This is a genomic window from Marinomonas ostreistagni (assembly GCF_016888445.1).
Classification (GTDB): Bacteria; Pseudomonadota; Gammaproteobacteria; order Pseudomonadales; family Marinomonadaceae; genus Marinomonas; species Marinomonas ostreistagni.
The window spans coordinates 224,373-245,789 of the sequence record NZ_JAFEKF010000002.1; the positions used below are offsets into that span (position 1 = coordinate 224,373).

The 21,417-nt window shown below is 49.7% G+C and carries 23 protein-coding genes; 10 read left to right on the plus strand and 13 right to left on the minus strand.

Annotated elements, in window-relative coordinates:
- Positions 1-101: 101 nt before the first annotated feature.
- From JQX58_RS06480 to JQX58_RS06490, 3 genes are all read left to right on the plus strand, one after another.
- Positions 102-356: a type II toxin-antitoxin system Phd/YefM family antitoxin gene (locus JQX58_RS06480; RefSeq protein WP_204146019.1), complete on the plus strand. Its 255-nt coding sequence runs from the start codon at positions 102-104 to the stop codon at positions 354-356.
- The gene (locus JQX58_RS06485; RefSeq protein WP_204146020.1) at positions 349-615 is read left to right on the plus strand and encodes a Txe/YoeB family addiction module toxin; all 267 of its coding nucleotides are present in this window, start codon (positions 349-351) and stop codon (positions 613-615) included. Before JQX58_RS06480 ends, JQX58_RS06485 begins: the two co-directional genes overlap by 8 nt.
- A 380-nt stretch (positions 616-995) precedes the next feature.
- The gene (locus tag JQX58_RS06490; RefSeq protein WP_204146021.1) at positions 996-1,838 is read left to right on the plus strand and encodes a hypothetical protein; all 843 of its coding nucleotides are present in this window, start codon (positions 996-998) and stop codon (positions 1,836-1,838) included.
- A gap of 164 nt (positions 1,839-2,002) precedes the next feature.
- Here JQX58_RS06490 and JQX58_RS06495 read toward each other — a convergent pair whose 3' ends face one another.
- Positions 2,003-2,266 carry a type II toxin-antitoxin system YoeB family toxin gene (locus JQX58_RS06495; RefSeq protein WP_204146022.1) on the minus strand — a complete coding sequence of 88 codons (264 nt, stop codon included), beginning with the start codon at positions 2,264-2,266 and terminating at the stop codon, positions 2,003-2,005.
- The gene (locus tag JQX58_RS06500) at positions 2,263-2,523 is read right to left on the minus strand and encodes a type II toxin-antitoxin system Phd/YefM family antitoxin (RefSeq protein ID WP_204146023.1); all 261 of its coding nucleotides are present in this window, start codon (positions 2,521-2,523) and stop codon (positions 2,263-2,265) included. The genes JQX58_RS06495 and JQX58_RS06500 overlap by 4 nt, the downstream gene beginning before the upstream one ends.
- Before the next feature lie 369 nt (positions 2,524-2,892).
- Here JQX58_RS06500 and JQX58_RS06505 point away from each other — a divergent pair, with 369 nt between their 5' ends.
- Together JQX58_RS06505 and JQX58_RS06510 are read left to right on the plus strand one after the other, a co-directional pair.
- On the plus strand, positions 2,893-3,258 hold the full coding sequence (locus JQX58_RS06505; protein WP_204146024.1) for a cupin domain-containing protein: 366 nt from the start codon (positions 2,893-2,895) through the stop codon (positions 3,256-3,258).
- Between the two features lie 84 nt (positions 3,259-3,342).
- Positions 3,343-3,819, plus strand: coding sequence for an NUDIX hydrolase (locus tag JQX58_RS06510; protein ID WP_204146025.1), 477 nt, complete (start codon positions 3,343-3,345; stop codon positions 3,817-3,819).
- Positions 3,820-4,246: 427 nt separating this feature from the next.
- Here JQX58_RS06510 and JQX58_RS06515 read toward each other — a convergent pair whose 3' ends face one another.
- The 4 genes from JQX58_RS06515 to betC form a co-directional block, all read right to left on the minus strand.
- Positions 4,247-5,686 (minus strand): alanine/glycine:cation symporter family protein, encoded by a 1,440-nt coding sequence (locus tag JQX58_RS06515; protein WP_204146026.1) that lies wholly within the window; start codon positions 5,684-5,686, stop codon positions 4,247-4,249.
- 168 nt (positions 5,687-5,854) lie between these two features.
- Entirely contained in the window at positions 5,855-7,600 is a 1,746-nt protein-coding gene (locus JQX58_RS06520) for a potassium/proton antiporter (protein WP_204146027.1), read from the minus strand.
- Between the two features lie 203 nt (positions 7,601-7,803).
- Positions 7,804-8,742: a choline ABC transporter substrate-binding protein gene (gene choX, locus JQX58_RS06525; protein ID WP_204146028.1), complete on the minus strand. Its 939-nt coding sequence runs from the start codon at positions 8,740-8,742 to the stop codon at positions 7,804-7,806.
- 109 nt (positions 8,743-8,851) lie between these two features.
- On the minus strand, positions 8,852-10,378 hold the full coding sequence (gene betC, locus JQX58_RS06530; protein WP_204146029.1) for a choline-sulfatase: 1,527 nt from the start codon (positions 10,376-10,378) through the stop codon (positions 8,852-8,854).
- Between the two features lie 139 nt (positions 10,379-10,517).
- Between betC and JQX58_RS06535 the strand changes: the two genes are divergently transcribed.
- The 5 genes from JQX58_RS06535 to sodX all read left to right on the plus strand — a co-directional run bounded on the left by JQX58_RS06535 (position 10,518) and on the right by sodX (position 12,981).
- Complete coding sequence (locus tag JQX58_RS06535) at positions 10,518-11,417, plus strand: choline sulfate utilization transcriptional regulator (protein WP_204146030.1); 900 nt, start codon at positions 10,518-10,520, stop codon at positions 11,415-11,417.
- Positions 11,418-11,524: 107 nt separating this feature from the next.
- Positions 11,525-11,941, plus strand: a complete 417-nt coding sequence (locus JQX58_RS06540) for a tetratricopeptide repeat protein (protein ID WP_204146031.1) — start codon at positions 11,525-11,527, stop codon at positions 11,939-11,941.
- A gap of 37 nt (positions 11,942-11,978) precedes the next feature.
- Complete coding sequence (locus JQX58_RS06545; RefSeq protein WP_204146032.1) at positions 11,979-12,179, plus strand: hypothetical protein; 201 nt, start codon at positions 11,979-11,981, stop codon at positions 12,177-12,179.
- Entirely contained in the window at positions 12,179-12,682 is a 504-nt protein-coding gene (sodN, locus tag JQX58_RS06550) for a superoxide dismutase, Ni (RefSeq protein WP_204146033.1), read from the plus strand. Before JQX58_RS06545 ends, sodN begins: the two co-directional genes overlap by 1 nt.
- Positions 12,682-12,981, plus strand: coding sequence for a nickel-type superoxide dismutase maturation protease (gene sodX / locus JQX58_RS06555; protein WP_275412747.1), 300 nt, complete (start codon positions 12,682-12,684; stop codon positions 12,979-12,981). The genes sodN and sodX overlap by 1 nt, the downstream gene beginning before the upstream one ends.
- Positions 12,982-12,998: 17 nt before the next feature.
- Here sodX and JQX58_RS06560 read toward each other — a convergent pair whose 3' ends face one another.
- From JQX58_RS06560 to JQX58_RS06590, 7 genes are all read right to left on the minus strand, one after another.
- Positions 12,999-13,772, minus strand: a complete 774-nt coding sequence (locus JQX58_RS06560; RefSeq protein ID WP_204146035.1) for a sporulation protein — start codon at positions 13,770-13,772, stop codon at positions 12,999-13,001.
- Positions 13,773-13,947: 175 nt separating this feature from the next.
- Positions 13,948-15,198 (minus strand): MgtC/SapB family protein, encoded by a 1,251-nt coding sequence (locus JQX58_RS06565; RefSeq protein WP_204146036.1) that lies wholly within the window; start codon positions 15,196-15,198, stop codon positions 13,948-13,950.
- 125 nt (positions 15,199-15,323) lie between these two features.
- Positions 15,324-16,313, minus strand: a complete 990-nt coding sequence (locus JQX58_RS06570) for a hypothetical protein (protein WP_204146037.1) — start codon at positions 16,311-16,313, stop codon at positions 15,324-15,326.
- A 139-nt stretch (positions 16,314-16,452) separates the two neighbouring features.
- Positions 16,453-18,354: a B12-binding domain-containing radical SAM protein gene (locus JQX58_RS06575; RefSeq protein WP_239090204.1), complete on the minus strand. Its 1,902-nt coding sequence runs from the start codon at positions 18,352-18,354 to the stop codon at positions 16,453-16,455.
- A gap of 51 nt (positions 18,355-18,405) precedes the next feature.
- The gene (locus tag JQX58_RS06580; RefSeq protein WP_204146039.1) at positions 18,406-19,530 is read right to left on the minus strand and encodes a glycosyltransferase family 4 protein; all 1,125 of its coding nucleotides are present in this window, start codon (positions 19,528-19,530) and stop codon (positions 18,406-18,408) included.
- A 66-nt stretch (positions 19,531-19,596) separates the two neighbouring features.
- Entirely contained in the window at positions 19,597-20,664 is a 1,068-nt protein-coding gene (locus JQX58_RS06585; RefSeq protein WP_204146040.1) for an acyltransferase family protein, read from the minus strand.
- 70 nt (positions 20,665-20,734) lie between these two features.
- Positions 20,735-21,391 carry a nitroreductase family protein gene (locus JQX58_RS06590; RefSeq protein ID WP_204146041.1) on the minus strand — a complete coding sequence of 219 codons (657 nt, stop codon included), beginning with the start codon at positions 21,389-21,391 and terminating at the stop codon, positions 20,735-20,737.
- Between the last annotated feature and the right edge of the window lie 26 nt (positions 21,392-21,417).

The window sequence follows — 21,417 nt, forward strand, 5'->3', positions numbered from 1 at the left end:
GGGAACAATAATGTTATCCGCTTTACCTTATGTTCAATTAACTGTACAAGTATGAATTCTAGGCTTATACTTGTCCTATTAAATGTACATGTGGAGGTTCTATGAGAATTGTATCTTTTACAGAAGCAAGAAATAGTCTTAAAACTGTGTTGGATGGCGTTGTAAATGATGCGGATACCACGGTGATTACTCGTCGTGATTCAGAAGACGCCGTTGTCATGTCACTAGATTACTACAACAGCTTGATGGAAACCGTTCATTTGCTTCGCTCACCGCAGAATGCTGAACACTTGAGCCGCTCAATAGCACAGTACCGTGCAGGCAAAACCGCAGCACGAGAGCTAATTGATGAGTAGCCAACGTTTACTATCGTGGACTGATGAGGCATGGGGTGACTATGTTTATTGGCAAACACAAGATAAGAAAACATTAAAGCGTATCAATAAGCTTATCAACGATGTAAAGCGTTCACCATTTGAGGGGATTGGTAAGCCTGAGCCTCTAAAAGAGAGCTTGGCGGGGTTCTGGTCGCGCCGTATTGATGATACCAATCGACTAGTTTACGCAGTCGATGACCACTCCATCACAATACTTTCTTGTCGTTATCACTACTGAGCCCCCATTAGCAGAGTGCTCACGAGTGTCAGTTCACTTAGTAGGACCGCGCTGTGCGCGGGAAAATCGACATCCCCCGCCCTAAATCATTGGAAACCACGCCTGAATCGCTTAGTCTTTCATCATTGCTGTCATGGAAGACGAAAAGCCCGCCTTAACGCCTCCCTGATGCACGGTTATTTAGAAAACCACGCATGCTTGTTTTGAAAGTCCAAGAGGTGCGTAAATTCTATTTGATCCATTAAAAATCATATAGTTAGTGCTTATAAATTATAAGAACTAAGCAGAATAATGAGCACGTACGGTTTATTGGGTAAGCGCGGGTGCGCACTATTAAAATGTTATGTGCCAATAAAAATTAGTCATGTAGGGAATTTCAAATGGGAAAAGAAAACAAGGACTGCTTTATAATAATGCCAATAGCCGATGCCGATGGCTATGAGAAAGGGCACTTTCTAAGAGTTTATGAAGATATAGTTAAACCAGCAGTTCAAGATTCAGGGTTCGTAGCAACCAGAGCTGACGAGGTAAAAGAGACAAATTTCATCCACTTGGATATTCTTAAAAAGCTCATTGATGCCCCTATTGCGATTTGCGATTTAAGCTCAAGAAATCCAAATGTTCTTTTTGAATTGGGAATTAGACAGGCTTTTGATAAGCCAGTTGTTCTCATTCAAGAAAAAGGAACTCCTAAAATCTTTGATATTGGGCCGTTACGTTACCTTGAATACGATAAAGGCATGAAGTATCACGATGTTTTGAGAACACAAAAAGAACTCTCTGAGGCTATAGTTGCTACCAAGACAGCAGAAGGCCAACAAGGTAATATCAATTCAATTGTCAGGCTGATGGCCTTGAGCAATCCTGCATCTATACCAACCCTTGAAGGCGATAATAAAGAAGCTCTTGCTATAGATATACTTCAATCACAGCTTAATGATATGCGTAAGATGATGGAGATTTCTTTGATGGAGAATAAACGAGGAAGCAGCAAGGGAAGCATTCACCTAATCGAATATGAACGAATTTCCAATAAGCTCGACAAGTTAATTAACTCTAGAAACCGTATGTCCAAATCTAATCTCGAAGGTGAGTACCACCGATTAATGATGGAAACAGAGGAGCTAGCTATGCACTGCGATGAAAAGACTGATCATCGAATGCTTCGCTATTTGATGGAAAGAATCCACCGTTCGATGCATAGCGATTTTGGTGATGAGTAAGGCACATAACAAACCAAGTCAGCGGGACACCAACACGTAGGCCCCCGTCACTTCGTTCCGTATTTTAGCCTACGTGTTATTGCCCCTGCTTGGGGCGTTATGCAATTCAAGGAAGCTCCAAATGGATTGAGGCCGTATCGGATAAAAAACCTAGGAGGACAGCATCAGTCGCCGTAATGCGATCGGGCTCGGATAATCACCACTACACAGCGACCATTCTCAATCCGATAGACGATCCTGTCTTGGAAGCTTAAGCGAACGGAGTAATAGCCCTTTAAATCACCGACTAGCGGTTTGCCAGTTTCGGGAGCTACGGAGATCTTGTGACGCAGGATATCTTTTAGCTTGTCCTTAAGCTTAGGGGGTAGCTTGGCAATATCTATTTGCGCTTGCTTGGTGAACTCGATTTGGTAGGTCTGCTCTGTCACAGAGGCTCCCTAAACACGTCTTCAAAGCTATCAGTCTCACCTTCATCTGCTTCTTTAACGGATTGATCAAAGGTTTGCTTAAAGTTTGGCTGTGTCAGCAAATGAAGAGTTTCTTGCAAGCTCTCGTAGTCTTCTGCTGACATGATCACTGCGTTACCAGTTTTATGTTGTACTTCGATGATTTCGTGTTGTTGGTTGGTTTGCTTAATCAGCTCAAAGAAGGCTTTTCGAGCTTCTGTCGCTGTCATCTTTACCATGATGATAGGTCCTCTAAAAACGTACCACTTGAGTGTTTGAGAAGTATATTTTCATTTGGCTAATTCGATCAATAAATGATCACTTTGAACTATTGAGCTTTTCGTATGCCCGCTCTATTTGAAGAACTTAGCTGCGTCCTAAGTGACAATCAGTTGTAACAGTCAGCTTTTGTTGGTGCTGTAGGACGGCGCTTTGCGCGGGAAAATCGATATCCCCCGCTCGAAATCATTGGAAACCACACTAGAATCGCTTAGTCTTTCATCATTGCTGTCATGGAAGACGAAAAGCCCGCCTTAACGCCTCCCTGACGCACGGTGATTTAGAAAAACACGCATGCGCACTATTAAAATGTGAGCTTGAAGGGAAGCATGAAGTACGATCCGATCAATATAAAAAATAAGCTGGCTCTTTTCGATGAGCTCTGGTCCCCTCGCGTAATAGCTGAAATGAATGACTACCAGTTCAAGCTTGCGAAAGGTGAAGGGGATTTTGTCTGGCATGATCACCCTGATACCGATGAGGTTTTTATCGTAATGGAGGGTCAGCTTGTTATTGAATTTCGTGATGGGGCGGTAACGTTAAACCCTGGAGAGATGTATGTGATTCCAAAGGGTGTTGAGCATAAACCTTTCGCTAAAGGCCTTGTGCAGGTTTTGCTTGTAGAGCCTAAAGGTGTTGTGAACACGGGTGAATCTGGTGGCACTCTTACCGCAGAGAACGATATTTGGGTTTAAAGCTAACAAGCGGCGCGAGACGGACCAAATTTCCGCTCGTACCTTGCGCCGTTCATGTGGGGCGTTATGCTGCTAGGAGTAAATATGTTGAGATTTGATCAGGGCAACGCTCGGTTTAATTGTCGTAGTGCTGCTGTGATAATTGATGAAAATCATGTGTTGTTGCATAGACTTGCAGGTGACCCTTTTTGGGCATTGCCGGGCGGTAAAGTAGAGTTTTTTGAAAACTCAGACGATACATTGAAAAGAGAGCTGCTTGAAGAGCTGTCTATCCAGTCAGTTGTTGAAAGGCATCTTTGGTATGTTGAAAGCTTTTTTGAGTTTTCTGGTAAAAAGTATCACGAATTAGCCAATTACTTTTTGGTGCGCTTGAGTTTTCCACAGAAGTTACCAAAAACTGAGACTTTTCATGGTATAGAGTCTGACGTAGATTTAGAGTTTCGCTGGTTCCCATTGACTGATTTAGCAGACATCGATATTAGACCTAGGTTTTTACGCTCTGGCTTATTAGATTTACCTAGCGAAACAAGATATATCAAGCTAAATGAAAACGCAGCATAACAAACCGTTTAAGCTGGTTCGCAAACGCTCAAACATGGCATAGGTTCACTCACAGCTTAACGCGACGTTAAATTTAAATAACCCATGAACACCCTTCCATGCATTCAATTGGCACGCTTTTTAAACAATTAAGTTGCATGGAAGAGTGCCCCAACGATCCTGCACCCTCGACAAAACCAAAGCCTCGCAAACCTAAAAGACTCCCGCGCGCAGCGCGGTCCTACAAGGGCTTAAACCAGTGCCCAGAACGCCTCAACCAGTGGTTTTTTCAGGCTCTTCTGTAAGGTAGACAAGCCAATATCATAAGGCTCTATCAGGACGCCATTATGCAGTTTTATTTCGATGTGCGGGTGCACTTGGCGAAAGCATTTAGAGATAAAAAAACGGCCTCACTAGGAGGCCGTTTTTCTAATCACACTCTACCTGACTAAGACTGTTTCTCAGTCGGCGTGTTGTCACTTTCGTCTTCGTTGTGCTCGTTCCAGATTGAGTCGTCGATCTGGCCTTTTAGCTCTGGGTATTCTTTGGCATCAAAAATCGGGATGTGATTTTTGCGTTGCGCAAAGTAGTCTTTGGTCAGTTTCACCACGACACCAGACAGCAAGACGATGGCGATCAAGTTGATGGTTGCCATCAGACCCATCGCAGCGTCGGCGGCGTTGAAGACCATTTGAACGCTTTCGTACGCGCCCCAAGGGATCATTGCTAACGCCAAGATACGCAAGATGAAGATGCCTGGCTTGGTCGCCCATTTTAGGTACGTCAGGGCGTTTTCAGCGTAGCTGTAGTTACCGATGATCGAGGTAAAGGCGAAGAACAAGATGGCGATCGCGACGAAGTAGCTACCAAAGCCGCCGATATGCTCATCTAGAGCGGTTTGCGTCAGCATGATGCCGGTCTCATCTGTCCCCATGGCACCCGATAGCAAGATCATCAGCGCGGTGGCGGTACAGACCAGCAGCGTATCGATGAATACGCCCAATGACTGCACCATGCCTTGTGATGATGGGTGGTGTGGGTAAGGTGTCGCGACTGCGGCGATGTTTGGCGCTGAACCCATACCGGCTTCGTTGGAGAACAAACCACGTTTAACACCGTTTAACAGTGCACCGGCGACGCCGCCAGCGGCTTGTTCAAAGCCAAAGGCACTCTTCACAATCAACGCTAATGCTGCTGGAACCTCGTCAATATTGACGACGATAACAAATAGAGCCAGTAGCAAATACGCTGCTGCCATAAAAGGCACTAGGATCTCTGCAACGCGAGCGATCTTTTTGATGCCACCAAAGATCACGATCGCGGCAAGGCCCATTACCACAAAGCCAGTGACAAGCTTAGGCACATCGAAGGCTTCTTCCATGGCGCCGGCGATCGAGTTGGCTTGTACGGCGTTGAACACGAGACCAAACGCTAGGATCAGTGCTAACGAAAACAACGCCCCTGCCCAAGGCGCTTTCAGGCCGCGAGCAATGTAAAATGCTGGGCCGCCACGCAGTTGGCCGTTGGCATCGCGCACCTTGTATAGCTGCGCTAGCGTGCTCTCAGCGTAGGCAGTGGCCATACCGATCAAAGCAACCATCCACATCCAAAAAATCGCGCCAGGGCCACCTAAGACCAGTGCTACGGCCACGCCGGCCATATTGCCGGTGCCGACGCGTGACGCCAAGCTGGTACATAGGGCTTGAAAAGGAGAAATGCCACCGCGATCATTTTGTGGTGCACGCATAATGGTGCGAATGAACTCTGGGAAGTGGCGGATCTGAATGAACGCCAAGCGGATGGTGAAAAACACGCCGACCGCAAGGAGCCCGTAAATGAGGATATAGCCCCAAAACAGATTGTTTAACGTATCAATGATGGTTGCCATGAGGCGCTCCATAGTTATGTTTGTTATTCAAAGGCGAGCACGTTTGGCTTGTTACTGAGCGCAACGTGGGTGCTCCCTTCCCTCGAAGCGCGCAAGGATAGCGCGGCCTTAAAACATAGCAAGGATAAAGCTGACCAACTGAACAAATAGGGTGCAAAAACTAAGTAATTAGCCTTTTGCACTCGGTTTTGGGCGGATAATCTTCAAACCAAAGGTCGTGATCTCGCCTTTTTCGATTTCTTTTACGGTGAGCTCGATTTCACCAAAACGGTAGCGGTCACCGACCACCACGCGGCGATGGAATTTCTCTAAAAAGAACTCTTTGACGGTGCAATCAAGGTAGCGTTCTTCCATGCGGAAGAAGTAGAAATACGCCAGATCGCGCAGTTTGGCATCGCTGTTGACCACAAAATCGCCGTAGAACTGGCTCATAGAGGTTTGCTGCAAACGCTGCCCTGAGGTGAAGTAACGACTCAATTCGATGTCTTCGGCCACTTGCGAGAAGAATGCGGCTTTGTCGTTGGCTTGCAGGGCTTGGTCAAACTCCACCATCAGCTCACCGCCGCGCATCACGCCCATGGGCCTTGAGTACGGCGTAGACGGCATGGATTCTACCGAACAGCCGACCAGATCGCTGTCTGCAGGCACGTTAAAAATCAGGATATGGCGATTGTGGAAGTCGTCAAACGACAAGCTGTAAGTGTTGGGTGTCGCAGCTTTGTCGGGCAGCTCTACTTTGAGCCAACGTGCCACTTTAGGGATGGTCCAACCCTGCAGCACCAATGACATAATCACCACGAAAAAGACCAGGTGGAAGTAGGTGTTGGTTTGCTCAAGCCCAGACAGTGACGGATACATGGCCAAAATGATCGGTACGGCGCCACGCAGACCACACCAACTGATAAACACCTGCTCGCGCCACGGGAAGTGAAATGGCAGTAAAGACAGCAACACCGCAATTGGACGGGCGACGAAGATCAGCGCGAAGCCTATGGCGATGGCGGGCAAAATCACCGTGACCAGCTGGCTGGGTGAGACCAGCAGGCCCAGCATCAAGAACATACCGATTTGGCTCAGCCACGCCATGCCGTCATGGAAGCGGTGTACGTCTTTTTTGTAGGGCATATTGACCGAGTTACCCAGTACCACACCGACGATGTAAATCGCCAAGAAGCCACTGCCGCCGAGTAAGTTGGTGATACCAAAGACACTTAAGCCAGTGGTCATGATCAATAATGGGTACAGTGAGCTGGCAAGCTTGAGTCGTGGTAATACTTTTGTCAGCAAGTAACCGATACCAGCGCCTATGGCTAAGCCAAGCCCCATTTGCTGAACGAAGTGCAGCAGCATGCCCCAACCTAGCTCTTTGTCTTGGCTGCCAATCAATTGCACCATGGTAATGGTTAAGAAGATTGCCATCGGGTCGTTGGCACCGGATTCGACTTCAAGTGTTGCCCCCGTACGCTCTTTTAAGCGCAGTCCGGCGTTACGGATCAAACCAAATACTGCGGCGGCATCGGTAGAGCCGATGATAGCGCCGATCAGCAAGCTTTCTTGCCATGGTAGCCCGATGATCCAATACACGGCTGCGCCAGTAATGCCTGCGGTGACTAAGACGCCGACCGTCGCTAGCATAAAGGCAGGTTTTAAGCTGATGGCAAAGGATTCGCGCCGGGTACCAAGACCGCCGTCGAGAAGGATGGTGGCGAGCGCGAGGTTTCCGAATAAAAAGGCTAAACCGGAGTTATCAAACTCAATGCCGCCGATTCCGTCTTCGCCGGCAAGCATGCCGACCACAAGGAAGACCAGCAGGAGTGGTGCGCCCAAGCGGCGCGATAAGACACTGGCAAGGATGCTAAACAGCGCTAAGGCACCCGCCAAAAAAATGTACTGGCTTGAGATTTCAATGGTCATAGGCGTTCTATCCGTAATTGTTAAGCTTTAACCATCAAAGGACGAGCGGTTAACAGATGGAACGTATCAGTGTATGGCAACTTGATGAGCCTGCAAAGGGCGAGACAAAGCAATTGCCCGAATTTCCACAAAGCCCTAAAAAGACCCACTGACAAGCGGCGCCAGTGGGTATAAGTAGGTGTTGTATGCTCTTTTGTGTGAGCCTACAGCCCCAGCTCGCTTTTTACAGCGGCTAAGCCTGGTTGGCCCGAGGTCGTGGTAACACCTTCTAGCCAGTTATCTAACACATCTGGATTGTCTTGCAGCCATTTGCTGGCGGCTTCGTTGGCGCTCATGCCTTCATCGGTCATGGCGATGACGGTGTTTTCCATATCCAGCGTGAAGGCCATGTTTTCTAGTAGTTGGGTGACGTTGCCACAGTCGCTGGCATAGCCTTTACGGGTGACGGTTTGGATCGTGGCGCCGCCATAATTTGGGCCAAAGTAGTCATCGCCGCCGGACAAATATTTAAGATCGAAGTTAACGTTCATTGGGTGCGGCTCCCACGCGAGGAAGACAATTGCCTTTTCACGTTTAACCGCACGCGCTACTTGCGCCAACATGGCTTGTTCGCCGGATTCCACCACACGCCACTCACCAAGGCCAAAGTCGTTTTTATCGATCATATCCATCAGGTTTTGATTAGCCGGAGAGCCCGCGCCAATACCGTAGATGCGCTCGCCAAACTCGCGCGCGTGCGCTTGCAGGTCACTAAAATCTTGGATGCCTTGATCGTACATGTACTCCGGCACGGCAAGGGTGAATTTCACTCCTTCTAAATTGGTGCGGATCACATCAAGGTTGTCTTGATATTGCTCGATAAACGCGGTTTGCGCGGGCATCCAGTTGCCTAAGAAGACATCAATCTGACCATTTTTGAGGCTTTCGAAACCAATGGGCACCGCCAATAATTTGATGTCTGTCTCATAGCCGAGGGCTTCGAGTACGGTCGTCGCTAAGCCATTGGTGGCGCCGATGTCGGTCCAGCCTGGGTCGGTCAGCGTGACCGTTTGGCATTGTTCGGGGACGGCGGCCAGTGCGCCGCTAGCAGAGACAGAGATCAGGGTGGCAAGCAGAGTATGAGTCGGGCTCAGTGGTTTCATGAATCGGTTCCTCAGTGATGTTATGTTGTTATGTTTACATGGAGCGTTCTTATCTTTTTGGTTGATTTCTATACAAACTATGACGCGCCCATAGGGCGCGTCAAATGCTTTAGTGAACTTTTGGGTAACGGGATTTGGCTTCGAGGTCATCCAAATCAATGTGATTACGCATGTACATTTCGGTCGCTGGGAAGTACGGCTGGTGATCCCAAGCGATGTTGGTCTCGCCCTCGCCCACTGCGCGCACGATCAAACGACGACGGCGCTGACTGATCTTCACGGCTTCGGTAATGGCCTCAGAATCCCAACGTTGCAGCGCCTCGTCGCGGAAAGCTTGTACGACGTTGGCGTAGGCTTCATCGTTGGCTAAGTTGTTCAGCTCTAACGGGTCTTTCTCAAGGTCGTACAGCTGGTCTGGGTCAATATGACAGTGCACGTATTTGTATTGGCCACGGCGAATCATAAACAGTGGCGCGATCGCCCCTTCGCCACAGTATTCGCCAATCACTTCATCGTGTCCGCCCGCTTTGCCTTCTATGTGTGGCGTGAGTGTGCGGCCATCGATAGGCATCGCATATTCCATGCCTTCGCCGCCGGTGGCCCAGTCGACAAACGTCGGCAGCAAGTCCATGGTGGAGACTGACTCTTTCACACGTTTCGGCTGGAAGCGATCCGGTGCAGAGACGATCAATGGCACGCGCGCTGAGCCTTCGAAGTATGACATTTTGAACCATAGGTTACGCTCGCCCAGCATGTCGCCATGGTCGCCGGAGAAGACAATGATGGTGTCTTCATCTAGGTTACAGTCTTTTAGGGCTTTTAGTAGGCGCCCTACTTGATCATCGACGTAGCTGCAGGCGCCGTAGTAAGCGTGGCGCGCGTTGCGAATGTCTTCATCAGTAATCTCTTGATCGTAGTAAGCAAACACATCCTGCAGACGGCGCGAATGCGGATCTTGCTCTTCTTCTGGAATACGAATCTTCGGCAGATCGATTTCATCGTGATCGTAGCGATCCCAGTATTCTTGCGTAATCGCGTAAGGGTCGTGTGGGTGTGTCATCGACACGGTCAGACAAAACGGCTGCTCTTTTTTGCTGCGTGCGTAGTCGTATAGGTAACGCTCGGCGTGGAACACGACCTCGTCGTCAAAATCGAGCTGGTTACTGCGCACGCAAGTGCCCGCTTCTAGCACAGAGCCCATGTTGTGATACCAAGTTGGGCGCGTGTCTGGGTCGTCCCAGTTGGGGAACCAGCCGTAGTCGGCCGGGTAAATATCGGTGGTTAAGCGGTGCTCAAAACCGTGTAGCTGATCGGGGCCACAGAAGTGCATTTTGCCAGACAGCGCGGTTTTGTAGCCTTGGGTACGTAGGTAGTAAGGGAACGTCGGGATATCCGCTGGGAAGTCCGCGGCATTGTCCCATGCGCCGATACGAGTCGGCAGTTGCCCTGTCATCAGTACATAGCGTGATGGCGCACACAGAGGGCTGTTGGTATAAGCCGAGTCAAACACCACGCCGCGCTCAGCTAAGCCAGCAAGGTTTGGCACTTTGGCGGTTTTGCCGCCGTAAAACGGCAGTGCCGAAGCGGCCATTTGGTCCGCCATGATGAAAAGAATATTAGGTTTTTTGTGCGCCATGCTCGATTACTCCAGATGCGTTTATAAATAAGCTTGATTAATACTACTTCAGCGCTGAAGTCCTTATGTGTTATAGATTGAAGGGAAATCTTAATGCTGTAAACTGACTAAAAATTTATGAGTAAGATAAGGTGAGCTTATGTTAAACGATGGCGATATGCCGCCGCTGCAGATGTTGGTAGTGTTTGAGTCTTCGGCGCGACATCTAAGCTTTACCGGCGCGGCGCGCGAGCTGGGCACGACACAGCCGGCGATCAGTCAGCAGGTCAAAGCGCTGGAGGCGTTTTTAGGGGTGATGCTGTTTCGCCGTGTCTATCGCGGCGTGGAGCTGACCGATGAAGGTCACATCTTGCTGAAAACCACTCAATCCAGTTTCAGTGAGATTCGTAAAACCATCAGTTTTATTCGTAATAAACGTGACACGCCGCGCCTCAATGTGGCGACCGATTTTGCCTTTGCCGCCTACTGGCTGATGCCGCGGTTACCTGAGTTTCGTAGGCTGTACCCCAATGTCGAAATTCGTTTGCATACGTCACAATCCAATGCCGATGTGGCGCTGCAAGATATTGATTTGGCGATTGTTTTCAGTGATGGCGTGCACAAGGGCTTAGTCACGGAAAAGCTGTTTGAAGAAGAGGTATTTCCGGTCTGCAGTCCGCGATTATTAGCGGAATATGGCCCCTTTGCCACGCTCGAAGATTTGACCCAAGCGCCGCTGCTAAAACTGCATGCCCAGCCGGATGAAAAATGGATGGTTTGGGAACGTTTGTTTGCCCAGCATAATGCGGCGTGGTCACCGGCTCAGACCATGATGGAGTTTGATAATTACACGCTGTTGGTGCAAGCAGCCATTGCCGGACAAGGTGTGGCATTAGGCTGGAGTGCGCTATTAGACGACATGCTAAACAATCAGTTATTAGTGGCGTTTCCTGAGTTTAAAACCCAATCTTCTAATGGCTACTTCTCTGCTGTTCCGCCCGCTAAAGTCGAGGATTTGACGGTGCAGTTATTCAAAGAGTGGCTCCATCAGCTGTGCTAATCGAATCAATGCCTAGAAAGTGATCAACATTTTTACTCCAGGGATAGACAAACGCAAATGATAATGATTATTATTGTTTGGCATTTTCATTCTTGGAGGGGCATCCAATGGAAAACTGGAAACACGTCATCGTCGCCGGCAATCACGCTTTTAGCGCCGGTCAAAATCAGCAAGCACTTGAGCATTACCAACAAGCCTCAGCGTGCGCACGCGAATACTTAGGACAATGGTTTGATACCAAAGCCGCGGTGATGGCGCTGGTGGTCAGTGATTTGAATCTCGCTGAAACCCAGTGCCGCTTAGAGCAATTCTCCGACGCGATCGACACGTACAGTACCTTGAGCTTGGATCTGCGCCGTTTTCAATGTCGTTTCCCACAAAGCAACCCCATCGTCGGTTATGTGGCGCAGGCGCTGACGCGTGTTAAGCAAGAGTTTTTAACGCTGACCAAAACCTATGCTTACGACATTTTAGACGTGCCGCCACAACCTGCCGCTGCGCCACAGGCGTCCGGTGCCTCCTAATGTACCCACTCATTCATAGTCTAAAGGAGTCTTTGTTATGTTAACGCGTGTTTTCACTAGCGCCGTTGCGCTGACGGCCACCAGTGCTGCGCTGGCCCATCCTGGCCACGATCACTCCCATTGGAGCAGCCCTGCCGTGCATGCTTTATTTTTCATTGGCATTGCTGTCGTGCTCGGTGCTGCCGCTTGGCAAATTCGTAAACAAATCAAAGCGAAGCGAGATCAAGGAGAATCCTAATGTTACACGGTATGTTAAGTAAACTAGATCGCCTGCTGACGCTGGAGCAAGCGTCTGCCCATTGTGATATTCCCTGTAAAATTTACGATCCTTACATGGCGCAATATTCGGCGTTAAGCGTCTTGCGGATGATGGATTTGATCGCCGAACTAAGCGCGAAAGAGTCACTAAGCATCGCCGATCACGCCCAATTAGCACGTGTCGTGGCAGAGAAAGAAACCCACGCTGAAAAAGCCAAGCATGAAGTGCGAGTGATCTGGGGCGACTATTTTAAACAGCCGCAATTTGAGCAATACCCAGACATCAGCGATCTTGTACATCGCATCATGTTGGCAGGCTCTGCGTGCAAGCAAGGCATCGAACGCGATAAAGCCGAAAACTTTATAAGCCTAATCAATGAATTTGCGGCAGCCTTTTGGACCACAAAAGGCATCGAAACGTACACGGCTACCGCGCCGTTCCCACCTTCAGTTCCTGTGGTATATGCCAAATTGGGTGATTAATGCGCCTTAATTGGTGGCCGCTACGCTGCTTTCGCGTACACGGGGACAGCATGTCCCCGACCCTGCATCACGGTGATTATGTCATCACCCGCACCTGCTTACTCAACCTGCATGCGGGAGATGTCGTCGTGGTGCAGCACCCGCAATTCGACATCATTATTAAACGTATCGCCGCGATCCTACCCCATGGTTTGACGCTCCAAGGAGACAATTTGGCGGCGTCGACCTCCAGCGAGCGCATGGGCTTGGTAAGTCACGCTCGCGTCCTTGGCAAGGTTATAAAGTGCGTTTCAACCTAAGTGTCGTAACGCTCAGCTTAGGCGCAGGCCCTAGCTCGGCTGCTGCGGCCTAGTATCTGCTGGATGTAGGGCTTCACTTCGGCGACGGTGGTGCAGTGGTTCGGAATCGAGACACTGCGGTAGCCGTCGCTTTGGAAGGCTCGATCAACTTCTAGCAAGAGGCCGGTTTCGTTGTCGTTATCGACGAAGGTAGCTTCGATCTCTTGAATACCTAGCCAAGAGCGGCTCTCAGGTTTGAACTCATACTCTTGGTAGCATGGCAGATGCGAGATGAAGTCGGGGGTTTGAGCGCGTCCGACTTCGATGTCTGACTTGAATAAACGATAGCCGCTTTGGTTAAGGCATTTGAGTACTGCCAGTTGCGTGGCTCTTGGCAGAATGACCAATGGCTCTTGGTCAGAACCATCTAATCCGTATTTGATGTCTAGCCCTGTCTGGAGCCAAACGTTGGCGATCTGCTCGCCCATGAGTTCGGTGGCAGGGATTTCGGTATGTAGCGTTAGGGTGAACGTTTTTGTCAGGGTTTCGCCCGCTTGCACTGTGATGTTTAATTCTTGCCACCATTCTTGTAACACCACGTTTTTGACGAACTCGTGCTTGCCATCATGAGTTTGCGCATGAGCGCCAGTCATAATGGCAAAGGCCAATCCTTGGACTTCTTGCGCGACCTCGCCACCTTGGATGGTGACTTCTAGTTCGAACGGTTCACCCGCTTGTAACGTGGGTGAAAGCATGACTGCCTCGACTGTGGCGTTACCAATACCGGCGCTGGCTAATAGCTTTTTAAACATAATCAAATCCTCCTAACGGCTACATCGTCCATTCAAAGTAGCATCGCTTAGAAGCATGCGACTACACAGCACAATGCCAACAATATGGTTGTTTAGGTTAGGGCTTTGACAATGCTATGACGTAAGCTAGCAATGCGCTTATCTGGCTCAAAAATAGCGCACGTTCTATGCACGCTTAGACAAACCAAGCGATACCTAAGCCGACCACACTGGTAAACACCAAGGGCAGGCTAGCGCGAAGCATGGCGCGGCCACCGATGGCGGCAGTCATGCCAGCTTTGAGCAAGCCATTAACGGTGGCCGCGATCACGATCCCGAGCACCGCGGTATTGAGTGCCAATCCTTCACGGCTCATGCCGGACAATGACAAGTTGATCGGGTCCACATCGGCTACCCCTGATGCGGCCGCTAGCAAGAGTACCCCAGCATCCCCAAGGGTGGCTTTTAAGCCGCTGCTGAGCAGTAGAATAACCGTTAGCAAGGCACCAAATCCTAACGCCGACCATAACGATAATGGCGATGCCGGAGGCGCGACATCTTCGGGGACACTTTGATTCCCTTGATACCAAAACCATAGGGCGGGTAGATAAGTCAGCAGAGCCATGATTAAAACAGGGATAGCCAGAGGCGTAATCAGATCAGGGTTAATCACGCCAGCGACTAATAACACACGCGGGTACATGGTGCCGCAGGCAAACAGCACCCCAGCCGCCAGTAAGGGCGAGGCCGCCGGTACTTGTTTGGCCATGCGCGAGAATTGCAGTGTCAGCGCCGTCGATGAAGCGAAGCCTGCAAACAGTGCTGTCGCCATAATGCCTTTGCGGGCACCAGCAAACTTCATCGCGAAATAGCTGACAAACGAGATACTGGCGATCAGTACCACCATCCACCAGATTTCATAAGGATTCAGCGCGTCCCAAGGGCCCATATCTTCGTTGGGAATGACCGAGAGAATCACCACAGAAATGACCAGCAACTCTAAGGCGGCCCATAGCTCTTTCTTTTCAAACAACAAAAGCCAGCGATGTAGCTCGCCTTTAAGGCTTAATAGAAGGGCGGTAATTACCGCCAAAGAGGAGGCTTCGACGACGTAGCCCAGCATCACCATGGCGCCATAACTAAACGTCAGCAACGAGGCGATCAGTGAGGTTAAAGAGGCGCGCTCGCGGGTGCTGTTGACCACATACGAGGCGGTTAATGCCAATGCTAGGGCAATGAAGAAAACGCCCAATAAATAGACGTTGACGGATTCACTGAGCATCGCCGCGACCGCGCCAAGCAAAGAGATCAGCGCATAGGTCCGCAATCCCGCTACGCGAGAACCTTCTTTTTGATCGCGGTATTTAAAGCCGCGTTCGATGCCAATTAATAAGCCTAAAGAAAGCGCAACGGCCAACAAAACAATCTGAGAATCACCAAACTGCATAGCACCATCCTATTGTTCTATTTATAAATATTCTTATGCGTGTTGCATCCTTGAGCCTTCTTTAAGCCTAACACAGAGGTGCAAAATTGCCTGTTTAGTTACTGTTTCATTGTGTTTTAGCAGGGTTAGCGAGGCACGCGCGAGCGGATTGCCTCAGGCAAGAGCCGCAGCACTTGTTGACGTGCCACATGCCAAAATCCAGACAAGATCAGCAACGAGAAGCCCACGGCGATACCGACCAGTGCCGCGCTGTTTTCGACGCCCCCATAGGTGTCCATAAAGTCCACCGTGGCATACAACACATAGACCAAGGCTGACACCATAAACGCACGTCGATCAATGATAAGCGATAGCACTGTGAGTAGCGCGTAGAGTGCGATAAAACTGGCAATATGAGCACCAGCAGTAGGTGCGATGATTAGGTTATAAAAGGCCGCATGAACGATCAAAGGCGAAGCGCACAGATGCAACCAAAAGGCGATGTCGGACTGGCGCTTAGTGCGCGCTAAGTCTTGGCGATCCCACCACAGCGCCATGGCAAACAAGATTAGGCCCGCGATCAGAGCGGCTTCATCAAGGTAATTAAGGTTTTGTAAGCGCGGAAAGAGGCTCACTAAGCCGCTAAACAAAAAGATCACTGCCGGTACGGCGCCAGCGGCAATGGTGATCGGCACTCGAAAGCGTTGCCAATGGCAAAAGGTACCCGCAACGGTTACCGCAGCGGCCAACAATACGGCGTTTTGATGCAATGTTTCAAAGGTCAGCATGACCGCCGAGAACAAGCTGCCGGCAAAATACGCAACCAAGACAATCGCTGGCAGCGCCATATGACGACGCCTGACGAAAAACTCCGCCAACAACCAAGACGCAGCGGCGACCATGGCCGAGCCAAGAGCTGGCGCATAGGCATCGCCTAACAAGGAAATGGAGTATAAAAATAGACTGATCGCAATGACGACAAAAATGTCATTGAAGCTTGAAATCAAACGAATATTTTCTTCGTCGACACTGGGGCTGTGGCGTTGTTGTTCGACCATCTGGCGAAAGGCTTGCACGTCAGCAGAGCGAAAAATCCCCTTACGTGTCGCCTGTTCTAGATCTTCATCCGTGTACATAGCGTCTCATCTTAAAACTGATCAATAGCGTGAATGTATGAGTGCTTAAGATGACGAATGCCTTGCTGTGATGCAAGGCTTGTGCGCTGGAAAGTCATTTATTTACACGGCACTTAGCGACATCGTGTAAGTGTCTTATTTAGGCACTCATGATGAGCTGGCTAATGGCATTGCTGATCAGGTTTTTGTTCACCGTGGTGCGTGCCACAGGTTGATCAAACCAAAAGCTCATGGGTTGGTCGTAGCCTATGCCGTGCATGAAGTTGTACAGCGCTTTGCGTAACCCTTGGCCGAGCATGTCATGATCGGTGCCAGTGGGGTCAAAGAAGTCTACATCGTTTTCCGCGAACAGCGTCTCAGGGCGTTCGGCTAAGGTGATGCCATATTCTTCAGGATTAAGGCCGATAGGGCTGTGAATGGTCGCTGCAAAGCGGTGCCAGTAAGCGGATTGGAAACAGCCGTGTGACATCATTTGGCGTACCATTTCGAGGGCATCGACGGTTTCTTGCTCGGTTTGTGTTGGGAAGCCGTACATCAAGTAGGCGTGCACTAGGACGCCAGCATCGCTGAAGCCTTTGGTGACGCGTGCGACTTGCTCGACACTGACGCCTTTTTTCATCAGTTTTAGCAGACGATCGGAAGCCACTTCCAAACCACCGCTGACGGCAATACAGCCTGAGTCTGCCAGCAGTTGGCATTTTTCTGGTGTGAAGGTCTTTTCAAAGCGAATATTGCCCCACCAGCTGATCACGACGCCACGCTCGATTAGACGCTCAGCAAGCGCAAACAGTGCTTTCGGTGGAGCGGCTTCGTCAACAAAATGGAAGCCTGTTTGACCGGTTTCTTCGATCAACTGCTCAATGCGATCCACCAAAATATCGGCGCCCGCGTAGTCATAGCGCTCGATATAATCCAAGCTGACATCGCAGAAGCTGCACTTCTTCCAATAGCAGCCATGGGCAATGGTCAATTTATTCCAGCGGCCATCGCTCCAAATGCGGTGCATTGGGTTAAGCATCTCGCACAATGCCAAGTACTCGTCCAGCGGCAAACCGTCGTATACAGGTGCACCCACATCAAGCTGCGGGATGTCGTGTAAGTCTTTGTTATCGTTAAAGTAAACAAACGCTTCGCCGTCTTGGTCTTGCGCTAAAAAGTAGGTGCGCACCAGCTCATCGACGTCCCGTTTACCATCGAAGTATTCGAGCAAGGTCATAAACGGGCGTTCGCCATCGTCGACACAGATAAAGTCGACGAATTCAAACACACGTGGGTCTTTTAAAGCGCGCAGTTCGGTATTAATAAAACCGCCGCCCATCACCACCGGAATATCTGGCGCTAGCTCTTTGCAGGTCTGCGCAATTCGCAGTGCACCGAGCATGTTGCCTGGGAATGGCACGGTCAGTGCCACCACGCTAGGCTGAGTTTCGTCTAAATACACTTCGACCAGCTGCTCTAAAATCTCTGAGCTAAAGCTTGGCTCTGCCATCAGCGTATCGTACAAATCATCAAACGTTGGATTGGCGGCGGCGAGGCGTTCGCCATAACGGCTCACTTCAAAGTAAGGATCCACCCCTTGGGTGATGACAGCGGATAAATCGTTGATAAACAGCGTGGCTAAGTACTTGGCCTTATCCTGCACACCTAGGTCGCCGAAGGCGCTTTTGAGCACATCGCCCGACACTGCTTCCATTTGCGCAATGGCATCGAAGGCAGGACCTTCCGGTAAAAAACGGCGGCTATTGATGCGCATCGCAAGACTTGGGTCTTTGCCTTGTAAAAAGCGAATCACAGGCTCGACACACAGATGATAGCGATCAAATTCGGCCAAAAAGGTGTAGATCACATCGGGTAATTCATCGTCGTCAAACTCGGCAAAATTATCCTCTACATGCTGACGCATAATGTCTAATCCAGACTGCGTCATCATCTCTAAGAATAATTCAATCGCAGGGTCCCGCTGTACCGCCTCGTATCCTTGAGAACGCAAAAAGCCTGTCAGATACGCCGTCGCTGGATAGGGCGTATTTAACTGAGTCATTGGAGGAGTCATGAATAGAACGGTCATAAAAGGCCTGTGTTTTGAGCTTAATTAGCGTAAAAAAGTGTTTAATACGGTTTCAAATTGATCACGTAAACGTGACTCATAGACTTGCTTGACCGACTCTTGGTTAGCGAGCGACACGCGTTGGCGCAGTGCTTCATCCTCAAGCAGGGTCGTCATAAGGTTTGCCAACTCTTGATTGTCAGAACCTTCATAAATAAAGTCTGCCGCTTCGCCACTAATCAGTTCACTCGCACCCACCCACTGTGTGGTGATGACTGGCGCGCCACAGGCCATTGCTTCGGCTACTACGCGGCCAAACTCTTCAATGCGGGCGGGTAAAACAAAGATATCCAACGCATTGAAGTAATCTTGTACTTCATTAGAAATCGGTAGATGACGAATACGATGAGCGTAAGGCGATTGATCCAGCATCGCTTGGTATTCTGGCGTTAAGTTATCTTTGCCGACATAGACGAAATGGGTTTTTTCCGCGAGTTCGGGGGCCAGTAAATCAATCGCTTTAAAGAAGCGGTCAATGCCGCGCTTTTTGAATGCACCAGAGGTGACTAGACCCACCAGAAACTCATCGTCTTGAACCCCTAGCTTGCTGCGAATAGTTTGGCGCTCCTGCGTAGACACGCGCTTAAACTGCTGCTCATCAATGGCGGGGTAAATGATGGAAATATCTTCTGATGCCACATTAAAGCGTTGCACCAGCTCGTTTTTCATCATCTTTGAGTTAGCCACAATATGTTTGTAGGTATGATTCTTAAGAATAGGTGTGTGAGTTTGATACAGCTCATCGTCTTCGGCTAATGGTCGACCATGGATCTTTTCCGAGGCCAAGTGCACACAGTTATGGATAAAGTGAATATCAGGTTGCTGGAAGTCACCGTGGCCAATAATAAGGTCAACGTTTAAGCGCTCTGCTAGTTTCAATACTTGCTTATTAAACTGCTTACGACGCGCTGATTTCTTTTGCCAAAAATAGCGCTTAGCTTTGTGCGGGATACCGCCACTGGCCTTGATATCTGGAATGTTTAGCGCTTCAGCAATGATGTGTACTTCATAGCCTTTTTCTTTTAGGAAGCGTGCTTCTTCATGGACATGACGGCTCGCACCTGAGTAGGTTTTCTCAAGATTAAGCTTAGCGATTAGGATCTTTTTCATAGAGCTTCCCTTTTGAAGGATGACGTAATCATTGCCTTGGTATCAATGTATGTGCGCGGGCGCAGTTTACCTTATTTTGGTCTGAAACAGTTGCTTAATTTTGTGTTGTGCTGGGCGCTCGACAAGATGCCAAGAAGCAATCGCACAGGCGAAGGTAACCGTACTTGAGAGTAATACAAAGCCTGGCCACGACAGCTCAGGCCATAGATAAATGACACTCTGCTGTACTAAAAAACCATAAATATAGAGCCCATAGGAGTAATCCCCCAGGCGCTGCAAGCTGCGCATTTTATTACGGGGTAGATAGGCGAGTGTGAGCGTGGTGTAACTGATGGCAAGCCCAGCAAGCGCAGGTAATAGCGCTGTGTGTTGCAGTGCCCAAAGCATGATACAAAGCGCTAGCGCATAGCGGAAGCGTAATACCAGAGTATGGCGTGCTAGGTACATAAATGCGCCAGCTAAGAACACACAGACAAATATCAGCATTACCCAAGCATCGTCTGTGCGTGTGTTTAGCGCACGATGCCCAAGGACACTCAGTAGAACGTAGCCAATAAATGCCAAACCAAGCGCGCGGCGTCGAAGCCAGTAAGTGGAAGAAATGGACGTGGCTGTTAACACGCAAAAGCCTACCGCCACCATCACATACAGCCACGCCTCAATCGGCAGCGTCCAAAGTGAAGCATTGATGGTATGCGGGTACGGCGTTGTCTGAAACACGCCAGGCAACTGAAACTGCGTGTGTATGTCGAGTAGGTTTAGATTGAGTAGGTAGCGCCATGTGGAGGCTGTGCTGAAATAGTCTGCCAGCCTTAGCTCAGTTAAAAGCGGACCCGCTACCAATACAGTGAGACCAAGCAAAACAATGAGCCCAGGGAGCAAGCGTGCGGCGCGCGCGCAGGCGTAGTAGCGAAGGTCTTGGGAGCGATGCAGACTGCGACAAATCAAAAAGCCACTGATGGCGAAGAACACGCAGACAAAAACATGATCTAGGCGAATGCCAACGATCGACCATGGCAGCGCGGTGCCGGAAAACACCAGCACACTGTGGCTGAGCAATACGCCCACCGCGCAGCACAGGCGCAGGAGCGTAAAGTGATTATCGCGTGATGGGCTAAAGTCGGCTAAGGTCATGCGCGCATCATAGCACGATGACGCAGGCGGTCAGCCCATCAGGCGTTCACTTAAATGTGAGGCTAGGCGCTTACAGTACCGTCATGATGTCTTCGCGCGCCAGACGGGTTTTAGCAAGACCGGCATTGTAATCCGTGCTTTCGTCACGGTAGCCCAGCGCCAAGCCAACATCACAGCGGTAGCCACGTAGCTCATCAGCAAACAGCTCGCTCAGCATTTCGTGATCCACCCCTTCAAGCGGCGTTGAGTCAATACCAAGGCGTGCTAGCGTATGTAGGGTGTTGCCCAAGGCTAGATAAGTTTGCGCTTTGGTCCAAGCTTCGGTGTTGCCGTTTTCGTCGGTATTAAGCTCAGCAAATGGAAACGAGCTGTACGCCGCTTCGCGCTCTTCAGGCTTGGTGCGGCCATCAGCGATGCCTTTGTCGACGACTTTATCGTAATCGGCACGGGTGTAATGTGTTTTGTGGGCAAACAAAATAATGTGCGACGCTGCTTTGGCGTGCTTTTGGTTGAACTGAAATTTGTTTGCGAAGCTGTCGTAAAAGCGTTGCTTAGCCGCATCACTCTCGATCACGACAAACTTCCACGGCTGTGAATTAATCGACGACGCCGACAGACGCATGGCTTCGTAAATCACTTCCATATCGGCCGCTGAAATGCGTTTAGTAGGGTCGTAGCTTTTAGTGGTGTAACGCTTTTCTAAGTCCGCAATAATTGGATGAGTCATAATCTTCTCTCTTAATCATTAGGGCA